Consider the following 20,283-nt stretch of genomic DNA (forward strand, 5'->3'; position numbering starts at 1 on the left):
TCCGGCCAGCAGGGCGGGCAGGTAGTGGATGGCGGTCAACCCGATCAGAGCCAACTCCCGTGCTGCGTCGATGCCGCTCAGCCGCTTCCGCGATATGGCCGCGCCTTCGGCGCTCACCACCGGGCCAGCCCCCTGATGCGCAGAGGCCTCGCTCATGATCGTCTCCCTGATGTTGTCTTGTTGCGTCGGGCCCACCCTGCGGGTGTCAACCCTGGTCAGCTCGCAGTGCCGGTTATCACAACAGCTGCTGGGTGATCGCTCCCCCGTCCACCGTGCGCAGCACCTGGTTGTCTGCCATTAACAGCGCTTCCACGTCCCCGTCATCGGTGCGGCTGGCGCCCAGGGCGGTGACCTCCCCGATAGGTTCTTGGCTGGAGGTCCAGCTCGCCCCGGCATCGGTGCTGGTCAGCAGGCGCCCGTCGATCCCGGCGGCGACGATGGTGCGGTCATCGGCCCAGGCCACCAACGAGGCCAGCTGGGGGGTGTTCAAGGGGGACCAGCTGGCGCCGTCGTCGGTGGAGCGCAGCACGCCGTTTTCCGTGGTGGCCAGCACCACGCCCGATTCCGGGGACACGGCCAGGGAGGCCGGGGCGGAGGGGATGGAGCGCGTCTGCCAGGTGCGCCCGTCGGGGCTGAACCGAAGCTGCCCGTCGAAGACGACGATCCCGGCGGGGCCGGCAGCCAGGGCGTGGAAATCCGATTCCCCGCCGCGAGAGAGCACGCTCCAGCTCTGCCCGCCGTCGGTGGACTCGGCCAGCCCCAATGGCTCGGGTAGGTCCACACCCGGGCCGGGGTGGCCTGAGGCCAGGTAGCGGCCGTCGGCGGCGATGGTGAAGCCCATCAGATCCACGATGGGCCCGGCCCTGGTCAGGTCCCCGTCCTCGAGACGGTAGAGGCCTTCGTGGGTGGCCAGCAGCACGACCCCGTCGTCCGGGGCGCGCGTGATGGCATGAACATGGGTGATCGCCGTGGCCCCGCCGGCGCCCTCACCGGAGGGGGCTGATGTGGAGGTGTCCGGCTGCGGGGAGCAGGCTGCGACCGCCAGCCCGGTTCCTGTGACCAGGCCTAAGCTGAGGAGAGCCCGTCGGGGCATCAGGGTCATTAGCGATACCTCATCTCGATCATCATTCCGGCCTCGCCGTGGTAGAGGTTGTGGCAGTGGACCATCCAATTCCCGGGGTTGTCGGCTTGCAGTTGCAGGGCCAGGGATTGCATCGGGGCGAGCATGACCGTGTCTTTGCGCAATCCGTTGGGCAGGGCGAAGGTGTGGCCGTGGACGTGCAGCGGGTGGGGCATCATGGTCTGGTTGGTCGCGTCCAGCTGGACGCGTTGGCCTTCTCGGATCATCAGTGGATCGTTCTTGCCGTAGGGGGCGCCGTTGAACCCCCACTGGTACGGGTCCATCTGTCCGGTCATCGCCATAGGCAGGGCCACGTCGATGTCTCGGGTTTCCAACCGGGCGGTCTCGGCCGGTTCCAGGTCGGCGCCGATCAAGGCCGGGCAACGCAGTTCCTTCGGGGTCACCGTCGGGGCTGGGGCGGCGCCGGGGCCGGTGCGGATCAAGGCCAGGGCTTGGCCGTCCTTGCCCATGGGGGCGGCCACGAACGGGAAGACCCCGTCGGCCAGGGTGACGGTGGCGTCGTAGCGTTCACCCATCCCGATGGCCAGCGCGTCCGTCTCCTGCGGCTTCACGGGGAACCCGTCGGTGTGTGTCACCTCCATGCGGTGCCCGTCCAGAGCGACGGTGAAGATGGTGTCGGCGGCGGCGTTGATGATCCGCAGCCGCACCCGGTCCCCCGGTTTGGCGGCCAGCACATCCGGGGCCTCCGGCACCTTGCCGTTGATCAGGTAGTGCGGGTAGGTGACGTCCCCAGCGTCCTGGCCGTAGGGCGAGTCTCCACCGCCCATCATTGCTCCGTGATCCATACCGCCCATGGCCTCCGGGGAGCTCATGTCCATGTCCCCGTGGCCCATTCCGGCCATGCCTCCGTGGCCGGCCTCGTTCCCACTGGAGGAGGTGAGCATCTGGAGCACTTCCTCGGGAGTGCGTCCCGTGCCGTCGAGCCAGTCATCGAGCACGAGCACCCATTCGTGGTCATAGCGCCCTGGTTCTCTGGGGTCGTCGATGATCAGCGGGGCGTACAGAGCCCGGTCCAGTTGGACCCCGACGTGGGGGTGGTAGAAGTAGGTCCCCGGATCCGGTGCGGTGAAGTCGTAGGTGTAGGTGCTCCCGGCGGCGATCGGGTCCTGGGTCAGCCCTGGCACTCCGTCGGCGGCGGCTTCCAGGGCGATGCCATGCCAGTGCACGGTGGTCTCAGCCGGCAACTGGTTCTCAACGGTGATCCGCAGCCGATCCCCGGCCGTGGCCCGGATCAATGGTCCGGGGACCGTGTCACCGTAGGCCCACGTATCGACCGGCAGGCCTCCCAGGTCCAGGGTCGCCGGCTGTGCGACAAGCTTTTTCTCCACCAGGGCCCGGCCGGGACGTGACGGTGCCGCGGAGGAACCCATGGCAGGTGCACCCCCTGCCAGGACACCAGCACTGAGCAGGCCGAAGCCACCAGTCATCAACCGTCTGCGGGAAACCTGAGTCATGATTCCTTTCCGAGGCACAGCAGGGCACGAACGACGACCACCATTCTGGATCCGGGCGCGGGCACAATGACTGGGTTTTTCTTGAAGATTCAGCGAAGACTGCGGAGAGTCAGCGCTCTTGCGGTGACCCGGCCACAGCGTGGGGGCCACACTGGAGGCATGAACCCTGGCACCGATTCCGCGACCCTTCCGGGACGGGTGCTCGTGGTCGACGATGAGAAGCCCCTGGCGCAGATGATCGCGACCTATCTCGTCCGCGCCGGCTACACCGTGGGCCAGGCCCACACCGGTCCCGCCGCCCTTGAAGCAGCCCGAAGCCAGCACCCGGACGTGGTGGTCCTGGATCTGGGACTGCCAGGACTGGACGGGATCGAGGTGTGCCGCGCCCTTCGGTCCTTCTCCGAGTGCTATGTGCTCATGCTCACCGCCCGTGGGGACGAGGACGACAAGCTGGCCGGACTGGAGGTGGGGGCCGATGACTACATCACCAAACCCTTCAGCGTGCGCGAACTCGTCGCCCGGGTCCATGCCGTGCTGCGCCGCCCGCGCACCGTCGCCGTTCGAGAGGCACCACGGGTCTTCGGGGACCTGGCCATCGACCTCGCCGCCCACGAGGCCCGGGTGGCCGGAGACGCTGTCGCGTTGACGCGCACCGAGTTCGACCTCCTGGCAACCCTCTCGGCCGGCCCCGGGCGGGCCTACTCCCGCCGTCAGCTCATCGACATCGTGTGGGATCCGTCCTGGGTGGGCGACGAGCGGATCGTGGACGTGCACATCGGACATCTGCGCCGCAAGCTCATGGACGCACAACCCGATCTTGATTGCATCAGCACAGTCCGCGGTGTCGGTTACCGGATGGCAAGCCGATGAGCGGGCACCGCCCACGGGGGTTGGCCTCCCGGTTCTTCCTGGCTCAGGCCATCGTGGTGATCGCCAGTATCCTTGCCGCGGTCCTCGCCGCATCCTTGGCCGGCCCGGCGATCTTCCACGAACACCTGCTGCGCGCTGGGGCCGGACAGGGTGCCACCCAGCTGATGCATGTGGAACAGGCTTACCGCGACACCAACCTCTGGACCCTGGGGGTGGCCCTGGCCACTGCCCTGGTGTGCGCGCTGGGTGTCACGTGGTTGTTCACCCGCCGCCTCCAGCGCCCGATCGACGCGCTCGCCCAGGCGGCCCAGGCTATGGCCCGCGGTCGCTTTGACACCCGGGTCCCCGCGATGGGCGCCGGCGCGGAGGTGGATGCCCTGGCCGGGGCGTTCAACACCATGGCCGCCCAGTTGGAGCGCACCGAGGACACCCGCCGACGGATGCTCTCCGACCTGGCCCATGAGATGCGCACCCCCATCTCTGTGCTCACCGTGTACCTGGAGGCGCTTCAGGACGGGGTCGCGCACTGGGACGCGACCACCAGCGAGCTCATGGGGGATCAGCTGGCCCGACTCACCCGGTTGGTGGAGGACATCCACGACGTCTCCCGCGCGGAGGAGGGCCGCATCGTCCTGGAGCGCGCCGAACAACCCGTGGTCGAGCTGGTGCGCGCAGCCGCTGAGACCCACCGGGAGGCCTACGCCGCCGAAGGCGTGGCCCTGAACGTCGACGTCGGCGAGGCCGCCGGGGACATCTCGGCCGACCGGCAGCGCATGGGCCAGGTGCTGGGCAATCTGCTCTCCAACGCCCTGCGCCACACCCCACCCGGCGGACAGGTCACGCTCAGCGCCATCCGACAGGTCCCAGGGCGGGTGGCCATCCGTGTCGCCGACACCGGCGACGGCATCAGCCCCGAGCAGCTGCCCCACCTCTTCGAACGCTTCTACCGCGGCGACACCGCCCGCGACCGCGACCACGGTGGCTCCGGGATCGGGCTGACCATCTCCAAGGCCCTGACCGAAGCCCATGGCGGACGCCTCACCGCCGCCTCCCCCGGTGTCGGGCAGGGCGCGGTCTTCACCGTGGAACTACCCACCCATCATCGGACCGGGCCATCCCCGACTACGGAAATCGCACGATGACCCCCGCCTCTAGTGGCCCAGCCGTCCCAGTTCCTACCTCTACCGAGGCTCGTGCCTGTCTCGCGTCACCGACACGCGGCACCCGACCCCTCTACCCGCGCGATCTCCTAGGCGTTTTTCGGGTTGACGACGCTGTCCTCGTCCTCCTCCATGCCGGGCCGCTCCTCGTTTAGCGGCGAGGGGTCCGCCTCCTGAGAAGGATCGGCGTCTTCTTGGAGCTTGCGATCAACGGTGTCGTTGAACTGGTCAGCGCCAGCGGCGGGTTCGCCCCTGTTCTGGGACGTGCCGGCCATGTCCATGCTCGACGGTGCGGCTTGTGATTCGTCCTGGTTCTGCCGGTTCGTGTTGTGAGAGTCGTTCATGGTCTCTCCTTTGGGTTGTGCGCACGTAAGAACTGCTGCGGCGCTGGGGTCATCTGGTCGCACCGCCCGGGATTTGAATCGCCCCGGGTCTGGTGGAGGCTGTGATCCCACGGGAGGATGAGGAGCATGGCAGCACCGAGGAAGTACCCCGACGAGCTTCGGGAGAGAGCCACGAGGATGGCAGTTCAGTCACGGCGCGATCCATCGACGAGGTCGGGAACGTTTCGCCGTGTGGGCGAGCAGCTCGGGATCAATCCTGAGACTCTGAGGAACTGGGTCGTGCAGGCCGAGGTTGACGAGGGGCACCGTCCCGGGACCACGACCAGCGAGTCCCAGCGCCTGGTCGAGCTGGAGAAGGAAGTGCGTGAGCTGCGCAGGGCGAACTCGATCCTGAGGTCAGCCTCGGCTTTTTCGCGGCGGAGCTCGACCGCCCACAGCGTTGATCGTGGAGTACATCGACCAGTACAGGCATGAGTTCGGCGTCGAGCCGATCTGTCGAACGCTGACCGCAGCGGGCACGCAGATCGCGCCGAGCACGTACTACGCGTTCAAGACCCGCCCACCCTCGAAGCGAGCACTACGCGACGAGGAACTGCTGGTCGAGATCCACCGCGTCCATGCGGCGAACTTCGGCGTCTACGGGGCGAAGAAGGTCCACGCCCAGCTGCGCCGCGAGGGCGTCGTCATCGCGCGTTGCACGGTCGAGCGGCTCATGCGCGGCGCGGGGTTGCGAGGGGTCAGCCGGGCCAAGGGCCCGCGCACCACGATCTCCGGTCGTGGCCCGGATAATCGTCCTGACCTGGTCGAACGTGACTTCACCGCGACCGCTCCGAACCAGTTGTGGGTCGCGGACATCACCTACTGCCGCACCTTCGCCGGCTGGGTGTATGCCGCGTTCGTCATCGATGTGTTCTCCCGCCGCGTGGTCGGCTGGCAGCTGTCGAAGTCGCTGCGGACGGACCTCGCGTTGGACGCGCTCGAGATGGGCATCTGGACCCGCGATCACGCAGGCCAGGCCGTCTCCGGGCTCACGCACCACAGCGATAAGGGCGTTCAGTACGTCGCCATCCGCTACACCGAGCGTCTTGCTGAGGCCGGCGCGGCCGCCTCGGTCGGCTCCACCGGCGACTCGTATGACAATGCCCTGGCCGAGGCCTTCAACTCGCTGTTCAAGGCTGAACTGGTCCGCAACCGCGGGCCCTGGAAGAACATCGACGACCTCGAGATCGCGACCGCGGAATACATCGACTGGTTCAATCACCGGCGACTTCACGGCGAGATCGGCATGATCCCGCCCGTCGAGCTCGAGGACACCTACCATCACAACCACCCCGCACCGGCACCCGCCGACGCGGCACTTGCGAGCCTCTAACAAACCCGGGGCGTTTCAGAGAGGATCCCGGCCTGCGAGCACGGCTTCCACGCCGTCCGCCGACTCATCCGCCACCCGGCCCGCCGAGCCTCGTCTGCCAGGTATCGGTATCCGAACGTCGGGTCGTCATCGTGGGCATCCCGCAGTGCGTTGATCCGATACGCACGGAGAACGTCAGCGTTCTGCACAGGATCGTTCCGCCACCGGTAGTAGGGCTGTCTGGCGAGCTTGAGAACCCGGCACGACACCGTCACGGGAATCCCCGATCCGGCAAGCTCAGCAACGAGCGGGTATGTCATTTTGGGGAACCACCAAGGCGCAGATTCGCCTGCGACAGATACGCCGCAGCCCTCCTGAGCACCTCGTTCTCCTGCTCAAGCAGGCGGATCCGCTTCTTCAACTCACGAGCTTCCGCCGCGTCCGCCGCAGTCTGACCTGGGCGGTTGCCGTCCTCGACGTCGGCCTGACGGAGCCAGTTCTGCAACGTCGCTTCACTGATACCGAAATCCGTGGCGATCTGTTTGATGGTGACGCCGCTCTCACGACGCCGAGCGACCGCGACAACATCCTCGCGGAACTCTCTGGGATAGGGACCAGGCATGATGACATCCTCCCCGCCAGCGCCCCTAAGCGCTAACGATCAGTTGTCACCAGTTCGTTCCTCACGCCCCAACGGACCAGAGCCCGTGCCGTCTCCTGACGTGGATAGCCTGCTGGCATGAACCCGAGTGTGAGTTGGGTAGAGACGTCGGATGGCCGCAAACTTCAGACCTTCACGTGGGGCAGCGGTGACGGAGTGGTCGTCTTTGAGGCGGGGTTGGGCGCCGGCGCACGGTCCTGGGGACTGGTCGCCCAGGAACTTCCTGCTCGCGTGAGAGCGGTGGCCTACAACCGAGCCGGGATCGGCGAGAGCACGCCGGATGACCAGCATCCGACGTTGGACAGGCTCGCTGCAGATCTGTCATGCGTCGTCGGTAACCAGGGCAGTCGAGTGGTCCTGGTTGGTCATTCCTGGGGTGGACCAATCGTCCGACGGGCGGCCAGTGGTCCTGCAAAGGAAATAGTGCGCGGAGTGGTGTTGGTCGATCCCTCTGACGAAGGTGCCACGGTCTATTTCACGAAGGGCAACGCGGTGATTACAGCAGTGCAGTCTGCTGTGATGCCGGTCTTGGCACGAATGGGGATTCTGCGGTGTGTACTCAATGCAGTGATCAGGGGCGTTGGCCTGCGTAAGCACCTCAGAGGCGCAGTTGAGGAGTCGACGACGCTCGCCGCAGTGCGAGCCACTGCCGCGGAGGACCGCCAGATTCGTAACGGTCTGAAAATGCTCAGGTGCGATCCTGATGTGATCGATGTGCCGGTCACTGTGATCAGTGGCACGAAGAAGACACGTTGCGGGTCGAGCCGTCAGGAGTTGATCGAAGCACATCGGCGTTCCGCGGGGCTCTACCCACGTGGGCGTCACGTAGAGGCCCATAACTCTCAGCACTTCATTCCACTGACTGACCCTGAGCTGGTGGGTTCAGAGGTCTTGAGGATTCTCGAATCCCCGACTTGATCGTGACCATTTCGGGCCGGAGGTGCTGGTGCGTTGCTGCCGACGCCGCGGGCCTGGAGTGAGCACTGTGAGCAGCCCCGTACGAGGTAAGTGCTTGTGGGCCTGTCGTTGATGCCCATCCCTGGAGCGTGGTTGCGCAGCTACTCTGCTGCGCGGATGGGGCTTCGAACCCGACCGCTGGTCCGGGCGCTCCCGGCTCGGCAAAAAGGCCAGCCAGGTCAATCTCGTATTGGGGATCATGCTGCACGCGATTGACCGCACCCTGACGCTGAACGAGGCCAACGTCATCCCCAACATGATCTGATGACCTGACGGTATAGGTTGGTCATTGCATGCGAGGTGGCGCTTCCTTCACATTCAACCGTTATTTATTCGAGGTTGCGAGTAAACGTTGTTCTATTCACCAATGCGCCCCGGATCCAACCAATGATGGCCAGCACGACCCCGAGCCCAATGAGAACGGCTCCCGGACTCGTGTCTGTGGCGCGGGGATCCAGGAGGAACAGAGCCAGGGCAACGAATAACCCGACGATGACAAAAAATCTACCCGTCTGTACCAGGTCTGATTTTGTCTGCTTCTGATTTTTCGTTCCGGTGGTCATTTCACCGCCCTCTCAGCGGAGCTGCAATTGGGCACGTTGCCAGTGATGTGCTGAACCGTGTCCCACCCCCTCACCGCACCCGAACCTCCGCCTGCAACATGTACGGCGCCGCGGACACCAAACTCGGGAACCGCTTGCGCAGTCGACTGACCTCCGCCCGCACGGCGACGTCGGAAATGCCCGGCTTGGGCCACGCGGCGATCGCCAGTTCGGTGGGCGTCATGGCCCCGTGCGCCCCGGCTAGCGTCAGGATGATGGCCGTGTGGCGGCCGCTGAGGTGGTGCGTCGTCGTACGGTCCCCGAGCTCGATCTCCAGGGTGGACGCGGCCGGGTCCAGGACATAGGCGTGGTCGGCGTGGGTGGGGCTGACCTGGGTGATCAGCACGACGTCGCCCAGGTTGTCCACCTCGCACAACCCCACCCCGGGCACCACTTGACGACCACTCCGCAAGGGCGCCTTGTCCGTGCCCAGCGAGATCCGTTCCGTCGGCACCACGTGACTGGCACCCAGCACCCACCCGTGGCGATCGCACAGCAGCCACGGAACCTGCAGGTCGGCCACCAGATGCCAGGACCGGGTCCGCAACCGCTCCAGCTCTCGCAGATGCGCGTTGCGCAGGGACAACTCCACCTGCGCAGTCACGGACTTGATGAGGCCAAGGATCGCCGGATGCGCCTCGTCCAAGGGCCCGGAGATGTCCAGCACCCCGATGGTCTGCCCACTCGCGGGATCGTGCAGCGGAGCCGCAGCGCAGGACCACAGGTGCTGGTCCAGGCACCAGTGCTCGGGGCCGTGGACCTGGATGGGGCGGCCCAGACGCGTGGCCATGTCGATGGCATTGGTGCCCACGCTGTTCTCACCCCACCGGGCACCGGGGACAAAGCCGATGCCGTCGGCGGCCTGCAACACGTTCCAGTCACCGAACCGCCTGGTCACCCGCGCATCGGCGGTGGCAAAGACCCCCACCAGCCCGGAGTCGGCCAGGGTGGGGCCCAGGATCGAGCCGACCAGCTTCTCGAGTCCACCCGCCGTGGTCCCGTAGGTGGTGACCATGGCGGCACGGGCATCGGCGGCCGCGGTCTCGTCGACGTCGGGGTCCTGACGCTCCACGGGAACCCCGATGCGCTGCATGCGATTCCAGGAGTGTTCGATGACCGGCCGCGGCCGGGCGGGCAGGGGCCGACCGGCCAGGCGGGCCTGGTGCACCTCGGACAGCACGTGCGCGTAATCGACGGGGTCCACGTCGGAGAAGAACGCGGGCTCCAGCCGTGCCTGCTGCACCATGGCGACCTCCTGGAAATGTGATGGGGGCCACGTTGAGTTTATCGGCGGGGGTCTGTGGGAGGCCAGGGAACGTTGCATGCCGTTGCAATCGGGCGTCTGCCGTTGTGAGCCGGGCCGCACGGGCGTCATACGCACCTCTCCGGCGCGAGTCCAGGGGCACATCCCTATGGTTCAGGGACTCGCGGCCGCGAGCGCCATGCCGAGGGCGGCCGTGCATCACAAAGAAGTGAGGTCTGGACATGGAGTTGTCAGAGTTGTCAAAAGAGCAGCTGCTGGATGCCTACCGGAAGATGTCCGAAATCCGGGCATTCGAGGACCGGCTGCACAAGGAGAACACCGGAGGTGACATCCCCGGGTTCATCCACCTGTACGCAGGTGAGGAGGCCATCGCCGTCGGCGTGTGCGAGCACCTGACCCCGGCGGACAAGATCGCCTCCACCCACCGCGGTCACGGCCACTGCATCGCCAAGGGCAGTGACATCGAGGGAATGATGCTCGAGATCTTCGGGCGCAAGGAAGGCCTGTGTCACGGCAAGGGCGGCTCCATGCACATTGCCGACCTGGCCACGGGCATGCTCGGTGCCAACGGCATCGTGGGTGGCGGCCCGCCCATCACCATCGGCGCCGCGCTGACCGCCAAGTACAAGGGCGACGGCAACGTGGCCGTGTCCTTTACGGGCGACGGCGGCTCCAACCAGGGCCTTGTGCTCGAGGCGATGAACATGGCGGTGGTGCTCAACCTCCCCGTGGTCTTCGTGTTCGAGAACAACGGAATGGGCGAGGCCACGGGTGCAGAGTTCGCCGTCGGTGCTCCAAGCATTGCCAAGCGTGCCGAGGGCTTCGGACTACCGGCCGTGACCGTGGACGGCACCGACTTCTTCGCGGTCCACGAAGCCGCGGGAGAAGCCATCGAACGAGCCCGCACGGGCGGCGGCCCCTCCGTCATCGAGGCCAAGTGCAACCGCTTCTACGGCCACTTCGAAGGTGACCAAGCGCTCTACCGCACCCCCGAACAGCTCGAAGAGCTCAAGGCCAAGACCGATCCGCTGTCGATCTTCCGGGACCGCACGGACGGCGTCCTCGACCCGGCCGAGCTGGCCCTGATCGATTCCGAAAGCGAACAACGTGTGGACGCCGCCGTCGCCACGGCCCGCGCCGCCGCCCTGCCCGACCCCTCCGACGTGGACACCGACGTCTACGTCTCGTACTGATTCGTACCCGACCGGTACTGACAGGAGCTATTCGTCATGACGAAAATGAGTTTTCGCGAAGGCATCCGCGCGGCCATGGCCGATGCGATGCGCGAAGATCCCGACGTGGTTCTCATCGGTGAGGACCTGCGCGGTGGCAAGGGAGGAATCAACCCGGACAAATCGATCGAGGCCTTCGGCGGCGTCTTCGGAGTCACCCAGGGACTGTGGACCGAGTTCGGTGACGACCGCGTCATCGACACCCCCATCACGGAGTCGGCGATCGTCGGCATGGCAGCCGGCGCTGCCGTGACCGGTCTGCGGCCCGTGGCCGAGTTGATGTTCATGGACTTCTTCGGCGTGGCCTACGACATGATCTACAACCAGGCCGCGAAGTTCCGCTACATGTTCGGCGGCAAGGCACGGACCCCGTTGGTGGTCCGCGGCATCATCGGCGCCGGTGTGGGGGCGGCGGGGCAGCACTCCAACTCCCCGTACAACATCTTCACCTCGACCGCCGGCATCAAGGTGGTCGTCCCCTCCAACGCCTACGACGCGCGCGGCCTGCTGCTGCAGTCCATTCGCGACGACGACCCCGTCCTGTTCTGCGAACACAAGACTCTCTACGACGTCAAAGTGGACGTCCCGGAGTCCGCCTACGCGATCCCGCTGGGCGTTGCCGCCTACCCGCGTGAGGGCACGGACGTGACCGTGGTGGCGCTGGCCAAGGCCGCCGTCGACTCGATCCAGGTTGCGGACAAGCTGGCCGCCGAAGGGATCTCGGTCGAGGTCGTGGATCCCCGCACCACCTCCCCGTTGGACGAGGACGGGATTCTGGAGTCCGTGGCCTCCACCGGCCGCCTGGTCATCGTGGACGAGTCCGCGGCGCGCTGCGGTTTCGCCCACGACGTCGCCGCCCTGGTGGCCTCCAAGGGCTTCGACACCCTCAAGGCGCCGATCCAGATGGTCATCCCGCCGCACACCCCGGTCCCGTTCTCCACCCCGCTCGAGCAGGCGTGGATCCCCGGCCCGGAGAAGATCGAGGCGGCCATCCGCGCGGTTGTGGAGGCTTGAGATGGCACCGATCTACGGACTAGAGATCCCCAAATGGGGAATGACCATGGACGAGGGTGTGGTCACCGAATGGCTGGTGGGCGACGGCGCGGAGGTGACCGCCGGACAACCGGTGGTCTCCGTGGAGTCCTCCAAGCTGGCCGGTGAGATCGAGGCGCAGGGTGCCGGCGTGATGCGACGGCAGTTGGGCCAGCTGGGGGAGACCTACGTGGTGGGCACCCTGATCGGGGTCATCGCCGACGCGGACGTGTCCGACGCCGAGATCGACGACTTCGTCACCGGTCACGGTGCGGCGGCCGGTGGTGGCAGTGGCAGCGGCGGAGGAGCCGCCGTCGGTGCCGCGACGGACAGCGAAGGCGAGCCCCTGGGTGCAACAGAGACCCCGGCGAACACGGCCGCCCCGCAAGGCGACAGCGCCACGTCCCGCACCCCAGCACCGGCAGCGACGGCGGCAGCCACCTCACCCACGGTGCCCGCTCCGGCGGAGGACACGGGCGCCGACCGGATCCCCGAGCAACTGCGCGGCAGCGATGACGGGGAGATCCCCGCGACGCCGCACGCCCTGAAGCTCGCACAGGAACACGGGATCGCCCTGTCCAAGATCACCCCCACGGGTCGTGGCGGGCGCGTGAGCGTCCGCGACATCCAGGAGGCGGTGTCCGCCGCCGGTGGCCAGGTGAGCTTCGGCAACGACCGCCCGAAGGTGGGCAGACTGCCCGTCACGGGGGACGACTCCGCGGTGGCGGCAACGCCCATCGCGCGCCGCCTGGCGGCCGAGAACGGGATCAACCTGAACGGGATCCGGCCCTCGGGTAGGGGTGGGCGGGTCACCCGCGAGGACGTTCTGGGCCATCTGGCTCGGACCACCGGTTCGGCCGGTGGGACGGCACAGCCCGTGGCGCAGGAACCTGCCCGGGCGGCCGCGGCGCCGTCGTCGTCGGAAAGCGGCACCGGGAACAACACTGGGAACAAGGGGACGCAGATCCCCCTGACCCAGATGCGCAAGGTGATCGCCGGGCGGCTGCAGGAGAGCTACCAGCAGTCCCCGCACTTCCGGGTCACCACCCACGCCGACATCGACGAGCTGCTGAGCATCCGCAAGCAGATCAACGCCGGCCGGGACGACGCACGGGTGACGGTCAACGACCTGGTGGTCGGCGCCGCGGCCCAGGCGTTGTTGCGGGTGCCGGAGGTCAACGCGCAGTACGACCCCGCCGCCCAGGTGGTCACGCAGTTCGAGCACGTGGACCTGTCCGTCGCCGTTTCCACGGGGGAGGGGCTGATCACGCCGATCGTTCGCAATGCGGACCAGAAGAAGATCACCGCCATCTCCGCCGAGATGACGGACCTGGCCACCCGTGCCAAGGCCGGAACGCTGGGGCCGGACGAGTTCCAAGGCGGCACGTTCACGGTCTCCAACCTGGGAATGTTTGGTGTCTCGCACTTCGACGCGATCATCAATCCGCCCCAGGTGGCCATCCTGGCGGTCGGCGCGGGACAGCGTCAGTTCGTCCCGGACGACGACGGCGCCCCCGTGGCTCGCACCCGCTTGCCGCTGACCCTTTCGGCCGATCACCGCGTGGTCGACGGCGCCACCGCAGCCCGGTTCTGCCGGGAACTGCAGCGCATCCTCGAATCCCCCAGCCTGATCTTCGCCTGAAGGGGGACGCGATGAATGAACCCAAACAGTTCGACGTCGTGGTCGTCGGGGCGGGCCCCGGTGGTTACCCCGCGGCGATCAGGGCGGCGCAAACGGGATTGCAGACGGCCGTGGTGGAGCGCGGTGACTTGGGAGGGATCTGCCTCAACTGGGGCTGTATCCCCACCAAGAGCCTGTTGCACGCGGCCGAGTTGGCCCGGACCTCCCGGCACAGTGCGAACTTCGGGGTGCAGTACCCCGCCCCGGAGATCGACCTGGCCGGGGCGGTTGCGGCGTCGCGGTCCGTGGCCGGACAACTGGCCGGCGGTGTGGGTGCGCTGCTGGCCGGCAACGGTGTGGAGGTGTTCCGGGGTTCGGCCCGGTTGGCGGACAAGGGCGAGGTCAACGTCACCGACGACGACGGCCGGGTGACCCGGTTGTCGGCCGACCACGTCGTGCTGGCCACGGGTGCCGCGCCGCGCTCGCTGCCGGGGATCGACCTGTCCGATCCCGGTGTCTGGTCCTACCGTGAGGCGCTGGCACCGGAGACGTTGCCGGAGTCCCTTCTGGTCATCGGTTCGGGCGCCATCGGGTCCGAATTCGCCTCCGTCTACTCGGCGTTGGGATCGCAGGTGACGCTTCTGGAGGCGGCCGACCGGTTGCTTCCGGCGGAGGCGCCGTCGGTGTCCCAGGTCCTGGCGAGCGAGCTCGGCAAGCAGGGCATCACCACGGCAACCGGGGTGAAGATCACCTCCGTGACCCGCACCGGTGAAGGGCCGGGGTCGATGGTGACCACCTGGGAGGACTCCAACGGAGCCGCCCAGGAGACCACCTCCGATGCCGTGCTGCTGGCGGTAGGCGTCAAGGCGAACACCGCCGACCTGGGGCTGGAGCCGTACGACATCCTGCGCCCGGACGGCTCCGTGATCACCGACGACGTCGGCCGCACGGGCGTGTGGGGACTCTACGCGATCGGAGACGTGGCCGGTGGCCCGTGTCTGGCCCACAAGGCCACCACGGAAGCCGTACGGTGCATCGACGCGCTCGCGGGCGTCCGCCGGGTTCCCGAACCGGAGGACTGGCGGGACTGGGTGCCCAAGTGCACGTACACCTCCCCGGAGGTGGCCAGCATCGGCATCACCGCCGCCGCAGCCCGGGCCAAGGGCCTCAACGTCAAGTCCGGCCGGGTGCCCATGTCCGAGAACGGGCGGGCGCTGGGCGCGGGGGAGACCGTGGGCTTTGCCGAGGTCACGATCGACACGGACACCGGTCACATCCTGGGTGCCACCCTGGTGGGTGCCGGAGTCACGGAGTTGATCGGGATGCTCAGCGTGGCCCACGCCGCCGGGATGACCGCCGAGGAGTTCGCGCGGTCCGTCATCCCGCACCCCACGCGATCGGAGGCCGTGCACGAGGCGGTTCTCAAGGCCCTCGGGAGACCGATCAACAGTCTGTGACGGTGGTCGGTGCCCGAGAGCCGGCGACGGCGGCCCCGGAGTTCCGCTCCGGGGCCGCCGTGTGTCCGGGACGCGCCGTCGTCGGGAAAAACCTGGCGACTTCCCGACGTCTGCACACCCAGCTGACCTGCTGAAACACCGCAATCCCAAAAGTAGCCACAAGGCCCCACGGAAAACCTCGGGCAACCGTCGCCATCTGAGGCGACTGAACGTCTACTGTTCAATCGCGCCTAAGTCCTCGGTGCGGTACGGATCCGGTGGGGCCAACTTGCGGGTGGGCCTCGGTCCTGAGTGACCTTCGTTGTCCGGTGAGGTGTGCCATGCGCAGAACTTAGGCCTAACGTATGACTGCGCCGTGTGGCGCCCGCCCCTGATCAACGGAGAGAAGAGGGACGCAATGAGTGACCCGACGACGGCCACCAGGATCGATTTCATCGCTCCCCTGACCGGCGTGTTGGTGCCGATCGAAGAGGTACCGGACCCCGTGTTCGCGCAGAAGATGATGGGCGAGGGGTTCTCCATCGACCCCCTGGCCGGTCAGCTCGTGGCCCCGGTGGCCGGTGAGGTGGTGGACGTCCAACAGTCCGGCCACGCCGTGACCGTCCGCTCGGAAGACGGCCTGGACGTGCTCATGCACATCGGCCTGGACACCGTCGCCCTTCAGGGGCAGGGCTTCACCCCGCTGGTCGAACAGGGCCAGCGTGTGACCGTGGGCCAACCGCTCATCGACTTCGAACTGGACTTCCTGGCCACCCGCGCCAAGAGCCTCCTGACCCAGATCGTGATCGCCAACTCTGATCGGGTGGACTCCCTGTCGCCCAAGTCCGGGCTGGTCAAGGCCGGCCAGGACGTGGCCGCCGAGGTCGTCCTGGCGGGCGAATCCACCAACGACGGCGCCGCGGGTTCCACCGCCGCCGGGGTCGCGGCGGGTGCCGGGGCAGGCGTAGCTGCTGGTGCGGCCGCTGGAGCCGCTTCCGCCGGTGGGTCGGACACCGCGATCGCCGAGGTCATCATCCCCAACCCCACGGGTATGCACGCGCGCCCCGCGGCCAACCTGGTCAACGTGGCCAAGGACTTCGAGTCCGACATCCAATTGGACAAGGAGGACGAGTCCGGCAGCGCCAAGAGCATCGTCTCCATCCTGGCCATGGCCCTCGCCTTCGGCGACAAGATGACGATCACCGCCACCGGCCCGGATGCCCAGCAGGCCGTGACCGCGCTGACCGAGGCCATCAACGGTGGCCTGGGCGAAGACGTCGGAACCCTGCCGTCCGGCACTGCGGACACCCTGGCCACCCCCGCCGTCGAAGAGCCCTCGCAGGCCGAGCCGGTGCACGTCACGGATGAGCCCCGCTCGGGCGACCCGAACGTCCTGCTCGGCGTGACCGCCTCGCCGGGTCTGGGCATCGGCCGTGTGGTGCAGATGCGTCAGACGGAGATCCAGGTCCAGGAGACCGGGGAGGACCCCGGCCAGGAGCGCGCCAAGCTCGACGCGGCGATCCAGACCTCAATCAACGAACTCGGCGCACTCCAGCAGCGCCTGGTGAACGAAGGCTCCGAGGACAAGGCCGAGATCTTCGGCGCGCACCAGGAGATCCTGCGCGACCCCGAACTGGTCAACCAGGCCCAGACCGGGATCGACCAGGGCAAGTCGGCGGCCTTCGCCTGGCGGGAGTCCTACACGGGCTTCGCCACCCAGCTGGAAGGTCTGCAGAACGAGGTGCTGGCAGGGCGTGCTGCGGACATGCGCGACGTCGGTCAGCGCGTGCTCGAGACCCTGACCGGGCAGCACCGCGAACAGGCCGAACTGGCCGAGGGCACCATCCTGGTGGCCGAGGACCTGACCCCGTCCGACACGGCACAGCTGGACCGCTCCAAGGTCGTGGGCTTTGCGACCACGCAGGGTGGTGCCTCCTCCCACGTGGCGATCATCGCCCGCTCCATGGACATCCCCGCCGTCGCCGGCATCGAGGCCCGCGCGCTGGACATCGCGGAGGGCTCCCGCGTGGTGCTCGACGGCACGGCCGGCAAGCTCCAGGTGAACCTTTCCGACGAGGAGATCGCCGGGATCGAGGCGCGGCAGCAGCGCATGGCCGAGCGCAAGGCCGTCGAGGACGCAGCCAAGGACGAACCCGCCGTGACCACGGACGGGCACCAGGTCGCCGTCGTCGCCAACATCGGCGGTGCCGACGACGCACGGGAGGCCATGCAGCACGGCGCCGAGGGTGTGGGTCTGCTGCGCTCCGAGTTCGTGTTCATGGAGCGCCCGACCGCGCCCACGGAGCAGGAACAGGCCGACGTGTACGCGGAGTGCTCGCGGGCCCTCAAGCCGGGTCAGCCCCTGGTCCTGCGCACGCTCGACGTCGGCGGCGACAAGCCCTTGAGCTACCTCCCGATCCCCAAGGAGGAGAACCCGTTCCTGGGTCTGCGCGGTGTGCGTGTGGGCCTTGAGCAGCCCGAGGTTCTGCGCACCCAGCTGCGCGCGATCTTCGCGGCCGCTGGCGCCGGCGCCGAACTGCACGTCATGTTCCCCATGATCGCCACGATCGCGGACTGGCGTGCCGCCAAGGCCATCTTCGACGAGGAGAAGGCCGCCTCCGGCATCACCACCAAGGTCTCCTGCGGCATCATGATGGAGGTCCCCTCCGTGGCCGTGATGGCCCAGCAGTTCGCCGCCGAGGAAGGCTGTGACTTCTTCAGCGTGGGCACCAACGACCTCACCAGCTACACGCTGGCGATGGACCGCGGCCACCCCAAGCTGGCCGCGCAGGTGGACCCCTGCAACCCCGCCGTCCTGACCCTGATCGGGCAGGCCGCCGCCGCGCTGCACGCCCAGGGCAAGTGGCTCGGCGTCTGCGGTGGCGTGGCCTCCGATCCCCAGGCCGTCCCGATTCTCGTTGGGCTCGGTGTCGACGAGCTCAGCGCCTCCATCCCGGCGATCCCCTCCGTGAAAGCGAAGGTCCGGGAGTACTCACTCGAGCAGTGCAAGGAATTGGCGGCCCAGGCCGTCACCTGCTCGACCCCCGAAGAGGTTCGCTCACTGGTCCCCATGGACCAGGACTGAATCACCGGCCGCCAACCGGTGACAAAACCCCAGAGCGAAGACTGACAAGGATCCCTCCCCATGAGTAATTCAGCACAGCAGATCGTCGACGCCGTCGGCGGTCCGGACAACATCTCGAGCCTGACGCACTGCGCCACGCGTCTGCGTTTCCAGCTCAACGACGCGAGCGTGGTCGATGCCAAGACCGTGGACTCCATCGACGGCGTCATGGGCTCCGTGCCCCAGGCCGGTGAGCGCTACCAGGTGATCATCGGTGGCGCCGTGCAGTCCGTGTACAACGAGATCAACGCCCTGCCTGCGATGGCCAACCGCGGCGGTGGCGGCGGAGAATCCGCCGACGACGTGAAGGCTGCCGCCCGTGCCAAGGGCCCGCGCGGCAAGTTCTCCTGGTTGGACAACTTCTTCGAGTTCCTCTCCGACTCCTTCCGCCCGATCCTGGGTGCCCTGCTGGGCGCCTCCCTGTTCATCACGTTCATGGCGCTCATGGGCACCCTGGGCGTGATCGGCAACTGGGCGGACCCGCGAACCGACCTGGACCCGTCCTGGCAGTTCGTGAACTTCATGTGGCAGTCGGTGTTCGTCTTCCTGCCCCTGATGGTCGCCTACAACGCAACCAAGAAGTTGGGCGCTGACCCGTGGGTCGGCTTCGCCGTCATGGCCCTGGTGATGCTGCCGGGCTTCGCCGCCCTGGGGGAGTCCCCCGCTGCGTACCAGGCCAACGTCGCAGGCAGTGACGTGACGCTGGTCGACGTGTTCGGCATCCCGCTGACCATCTTCAACTACGGCTCCCAGGTGTTCCCGCCGCTGCTCATGGCTGCGGTGCTCGGGCCGTTGAGCAAGGGCTTGAAGAAGATCATCCCGGCCAACGTGCAGTTGATCTTCGTGCCCTTCCTGTCGATGCTGATCATGCTGCCACTGACCGCGTTCCTGATCGGCCCCATCGGCGTGTTCGCAGGTGCCGGTCTGGCCAACGTGCTGCAGTCCGTGAACGCGTTCTCGCCGTTCATCTTCGCGATCATCATCCCGCTGGCCTACCCGTTCATGGTGCCGCTGGGTCTGCACTGGCCGATCAACGCGATCATGCTGCTGAACATCCAGACCCTGGGCTTCGACTACATCCAGGGCCCCATGGGCGCGTGGAACTTCGCCTGCTTCGGCGCCACCGCCGGCGTTCTCTTCCTGGCCATCAAGGACAAGGAAGTGCAGATGCGCCAGACGGCGACGGGTGCGCTCGCGGCCGGTCTGCTGGGTGGTATCTCCGAACCGTCCCTGTACGGCATTCACCTGCGCTTCAAGCGCATCTACCCGCTCATGCTGGTGGGCTGTGCCGTGGGTGGTCTGGTCCAGGGCTTCGGCGGCGGTCAGGTGCACACCAACGCGTTCGTGTTCACCTCCCTGCTGACCATCCCGGCCTTCGACCGCATTGGCCTGTACACCCTGTCCATCGGTGCCGCGTTCCTGGTGGCCATGCTCCTGGTGATCTTCCTGGACTACCGCACCCCGGAACAGCGCGCCGAGTCCAAGGCCGCCAAGGCCGCACTCGAAGGTGGCGACACCTCCGGTGCCGCGGCTGCCGGTGGTGCCGCTGCGGGTGGTTCGACCGCCGCGGGCGTCGCCGCTACCCGCTCCACCGACGCCGGGGCCGGCTCGAACGGAACCGGTGCGAACGGAACCGGTGCCGCGGATCCCAAGGACGTCGTCTCCGACGAGGACCAGGCCAAGGCGAGCCAGTGGCTGGCCGCCTTGGGCGGTCCGGAGAACGTCTCCCAGGCAGACGCCGCCGCCGAAACCCGGCTGCGGGTCCAGGTCAAGGACTCCACCAAGGTCGACGAGGCGGCCCTGAACGCCGCGGGTCTGCCCGGAGCCGTTCAGGTCTCCCCGGACCTGTGGCACCTGGTGGTCGGCTCGAACGCCAACCAGTACGCCACGGCGATGGGCGCCAAGCTCGGCAAGCAGCCCGTGGGCTGACAACCTGGCGGCTTGACCGCCTGACGTACGAGGGCCGGTGACCACGTTCCGACGTGGTCACCGGCCCTCTTTCGTGCCGCCCGTCCTTGTGCGGCTGTCTTGTTC

General features: G+C 67.5%; 15 protein-coding genes and 1 other annotated feature. Of the genes, 10 read left to right on the forward strand and 5 right to left on the reverse strand.

All coding sequences use genetic code 11. From position 1 onward, the window contains the following. Window positions 1-235: 235 nt before the first annotated feature. Window positions 236-1,102 (reverse strand): F510_1955 family glycosylhydrolase, encoded by an 867-nt coding sequence (locus tag EDL96_RS10185; RefSeq protein ID WP_123825776.1) that lies wholly within the window; start codon window positions 1,100-1,102, stop codon window positions 236-238. After that, the gene (locus EDL96_RS10190; RefSeq protein ID WP_123825778.1) at window positions 1,102-2,595 is read right to left on the reverse strand and encodes a multicopper oxidase family protein; all 1,494 of its coding nucleotides are present in this window, start codon (window positions 2,593-2,595) and stop codon (window positions 1,102-1,104) included. Before EDL96_RS10190 ends, EDL96_RS10185 begins: the two co-directional genes overlap by 1 nt. A 159-nt stretch (window positions 2,596-2,754) precedes the next feature. Here EDL96_RS10190 and EDL96_RS10195 point away from each other — a divergent pair, with 159 nt between their 5' ends. Both EDL96_RS10195 and EDL96_RS10200 read left to right on the forward strand, forming a co-directional pair. After that, window positions 2,755-3,465, forward strand: coding sequence for a response regulator transcription factor (locus EDL96_RS10195; protein ID WP_123825780.1), 711 nt, complete (start codon window positions 2,755-2,757; stop codon window positions 3,463-3,465). Further along, the gene (locus EDL96_RS10200) at window positions 3,462-4,607 is read left to right on the forward strand and encodes a sensor histidine kinase (protein WP_123825782.1); all 1,146 of its coding nucleotides are present in this window, start codon (window positions 3,462-3,464) and stop codon (window positions 4,605-4,607) included. The genes EDL96_RS10195 and EDL96_RS10200 overlap by 4 nt, the downstream gene beginning before the upstream one ends. Window positions 4,608-4,714: 107 nt before the next feature. On the opposite strand, the gene EDL96_RS10205 is transcribed toward EDL96_RS10200, so the two are convergent. Next, window positions 4,715-4,969 (reverse strand): hypothetical protein, encoded by a 255-nt coding sequence (locus tag EDL96_RS10205; protein ID WP_123825784.1) that lies wholly within the window; start codon window positions 4,967-4,969, stop codon window positions 4,715-4,717. 126 nt (window positions 4,970-5,095) lie between these two features. On the opposite strand from EDL96_RS10205, the gene EDL96_RS10210 reads away from it, so the two are divergent. Next, window positions 5,096-6,341 (forward strand): IS3 family transposase gene (locus tag EDL96_RS10210; protein WP_233568838.1). Its coding sequence is split into 2 segments (ribosomal slippage): window positions 5,096-5,382 and window positions 5,381-6,341, totalling 1,248 coding nucleotides; the frame shifts between segments, so codons are not numbered across the junction. Further along, window positions 5,373-5,501, forward strand: a sequence feature (AL1L pseudoknot). (Overlaps the previous gene by 129 nt.) Window positions 6,342-6,636: 295 nt before the next feature. On the opposite strand, the gene EDL96_RS13475 is transcribed toward EDL96_RS10210, so the two are convergent. Next, the gene (locus EDL96_RS13475) at window positions 6,637-6,942 is read right to left on the reverse strand and encodes an IS3 family transposase (protein ID WP_028496727.1); all 306 of its coding nucleotides are present in this window, start codon (window positions 6,940-6,942) and stop codon (window positions 6,637-6,639) included. A 117-nt stretch (window positions 6,943-7,059) separates the two neighbouring features. On the opposite strand from EDL96_RS13475, the gene EDL96_RS10225 reads away from it, so the two are divergent. After that, entirely contained in the window at window positions 7,060-7,899 is an 840-nt protein-coding gene (locus EDL96_RS10225) for an alpha/beta fold hydrolase (protein ID WP_123825786.1), read from the forward strand. A gap of 672 nt (window positions 7,900-8,571) precedes the next feature. Here the strand turns inward: EDL96_RS10225 and EDL96_RS10230 are convergent. Further along, window positions 8,572-9,786, reverse strand: a complete 1,215-nt coding sequence (locus tag EDL96_RS10230) for a GAF domain-containing protein (RefSeq protein WP_158609583.1) — start codon at window positions 9,784-9,786, stop codon at window positions 8,572-8,574. 254 nt (window positions 9,787-10,040) lie between these two features. Here EDL96_RS10230 and EDL96_RS10235 point away from each other — a divergent pair, with 254 nt between their 5' ends. From EDL96_RS10235 to EDL96_RS10260, 6 genes are all read left to right on the forward strand, one after another. After that, window positions 10,041-10,997, forward strand: coding sequence for a thiamine pyrophosphate-dependent dehydrogenase E1 component subunit alpha (locus tag EDL96_RS10235; RefSeq protein WP_280720467.1), 957 nt, complete (start codon window positions 10,041-10,043; stop codon window positions 10,995-10,997). 36 nt (window positions 10,998-11,033) lie between these two features. After that, entirely contained in the window at window positions 11,034-12,050 is a 1,017-nt protein-coding gene (locus tag EDL96_RS10240; protein ID WP_123825790.1) for an alpha-ketoacid dehydrogenase subunit beta, read from the forward strand. 1 nt (window position 12,051) lies between these two features. Then, window positions 12,052-13,710 (forward strand): 2-oxo acid dehydrogenase subunit E2, encoded by a 1,659-nt coding sequence (locus EDL96_RS10245; RefSeq protein ID WP_123825792.1) that lies wholly within the window; start codon window positions 12,052-12,054, stop codon window positions 13,708-13,710. A gap of 11 nt (window positions 13,711-13,721) precedes the next feature. Beyond that, complete coding sequence (gene lpdA / locus EDL96_RS10250; protein ID WP_123825794.1) at window positions 13,722-15,146, forward strand: dihydrolipoyl dehydrogenase; 1,425 nt, start codon at window positions 13,722-13,724, stop codon at window positions 15,144-15,146. A gap of 397 nt (window positions 15,147-15,543) precedes the next feature. Continuing rightward, entirely contained in the window at window positions 15,544-18,210 is a 2,667-nt protein-coding gene (ptsP, locus tag EDL96_RS10255) for a phosphoenolpyruvate--protein phosphotransferase (RefSeq protein WP_123825796.1), read from the forward strand. Between the two features lie 60 nt (window positions 18,211-18,270). Beyond that, entirely contained in the window at window positions 18,271-20,178 is a 1,908-nt protein-coding gene (locus EDL96_RS10260) for a PTS transporter subunit EIIB (protein WP_123825798.1), read from the forward strand. The last annotated feature ends 105 nt before the right edge of the window (window positions 20,179-20,283 follow it).

The sequence above is a fragment of the Kocuria soli genome (assembly GCF_003797835.1).
Taxonomy (GTDB): Bacteria; Actinomycetota; Actinomycetes; order Actinomycetales; family Micrococcaceae; genus Kocuria; species Kocuria soli.

Excerpts from the sequence above, each read along its gene's own strand:
- EDL96_RS10185 (WP_123825776.1), bottom strand. The coding sequence starts at position 1,102 with ATGACCCTGATGCCCCGACGGGCTCTCCTCAGCTTAGGCCTGGTCACA.
- EDL96_RS10190 (WP_123825778.1), bottom strand. The coding sequence starts at position 2,595 with ATGACTCAGGTTTCCCGCAGACGGTTGATGACTGGTGGCTTCGGCCTG.
- EDL96_RS10195 (WP_123825780.1), top strand. The coding sequence starts at position 2,755 with ATGAACCCTGGCACCGATTCCGCGACCCTTCCGGGACGGGTGCTCGTG.
- EDL96_RS10200 (WP_123825782.1), top strand. The coding sequence starts at position 3,462 with ATGAGCGGGCACCGCCCACGGGGGTTGGCCTCCCGGTTCTTCCTGGCT.
- EDL96_RS10205 (WP_123825784.1), bottom strand. The coding sequence starts at position 4,969 with ATGAACGACTCTCACAACACGAACCGGCAGAACCAGGACGAATCACAA.
- EDL96_RS13475 (WP_028496727.1), bottom strand. The coding sequence starts at position 6,942 with ATGCCTGGTCCCTATCCCAGAGAGTTCCGCGAGGATGTTGTCGCGGTC.
- EDL96_RS10225 (WP_123825786.1), top strand. The coding sequence starts at position 7,060 with ATGAACCCGAGTGTGAGTTGGGTAGAGACGTCGGATGGCCGCAAACTT.
- EDL96_RS10230 (WP_158609583.1), bottom strand. The coding sequence starts at position 9,786 with ATGGTGCAGCAGGCACGGCTGGAGCCCGCGTTCTTCTCCGACGTGGAC.
- EDL96_RS10240 (WP_123825790.1), top strand. The coding sequence starts at position 11,034 with ATGACGAAAATGAGTTTTCGCGAAGGCATCCGCGCGGCCATGGCCGAT.
- EDL96_RS10245 (WP_123825792.1), top strand. The coding sequence starts at position 12,052 with ATGGCACCGATCTACGGACTAGAGATCCCCAAATGGGGAATGACCATG.
- lpdA (WP_123825794.1), top strand. The coding sequence starts at position 13,722 with ATGAATGAACCCAAACAGTTCGACGTCGTGGTCGTCGGGGCGGGCCCC.
- ptsP (WP_123825796.1), top strand. The coding sequence starts at position 15,544 with ATGAGTGACCCGACGACGGCCACCAGGATCGATTTCATCGCTCCCCTG.
- EDL96_RS10260 (WP_123825798.1), top strand. The coding sequence starts at position 18,271 with ATGAGTAATTCAGCACAGCAGATCGTCGACGCCGTCGGCGGTCCGGAC.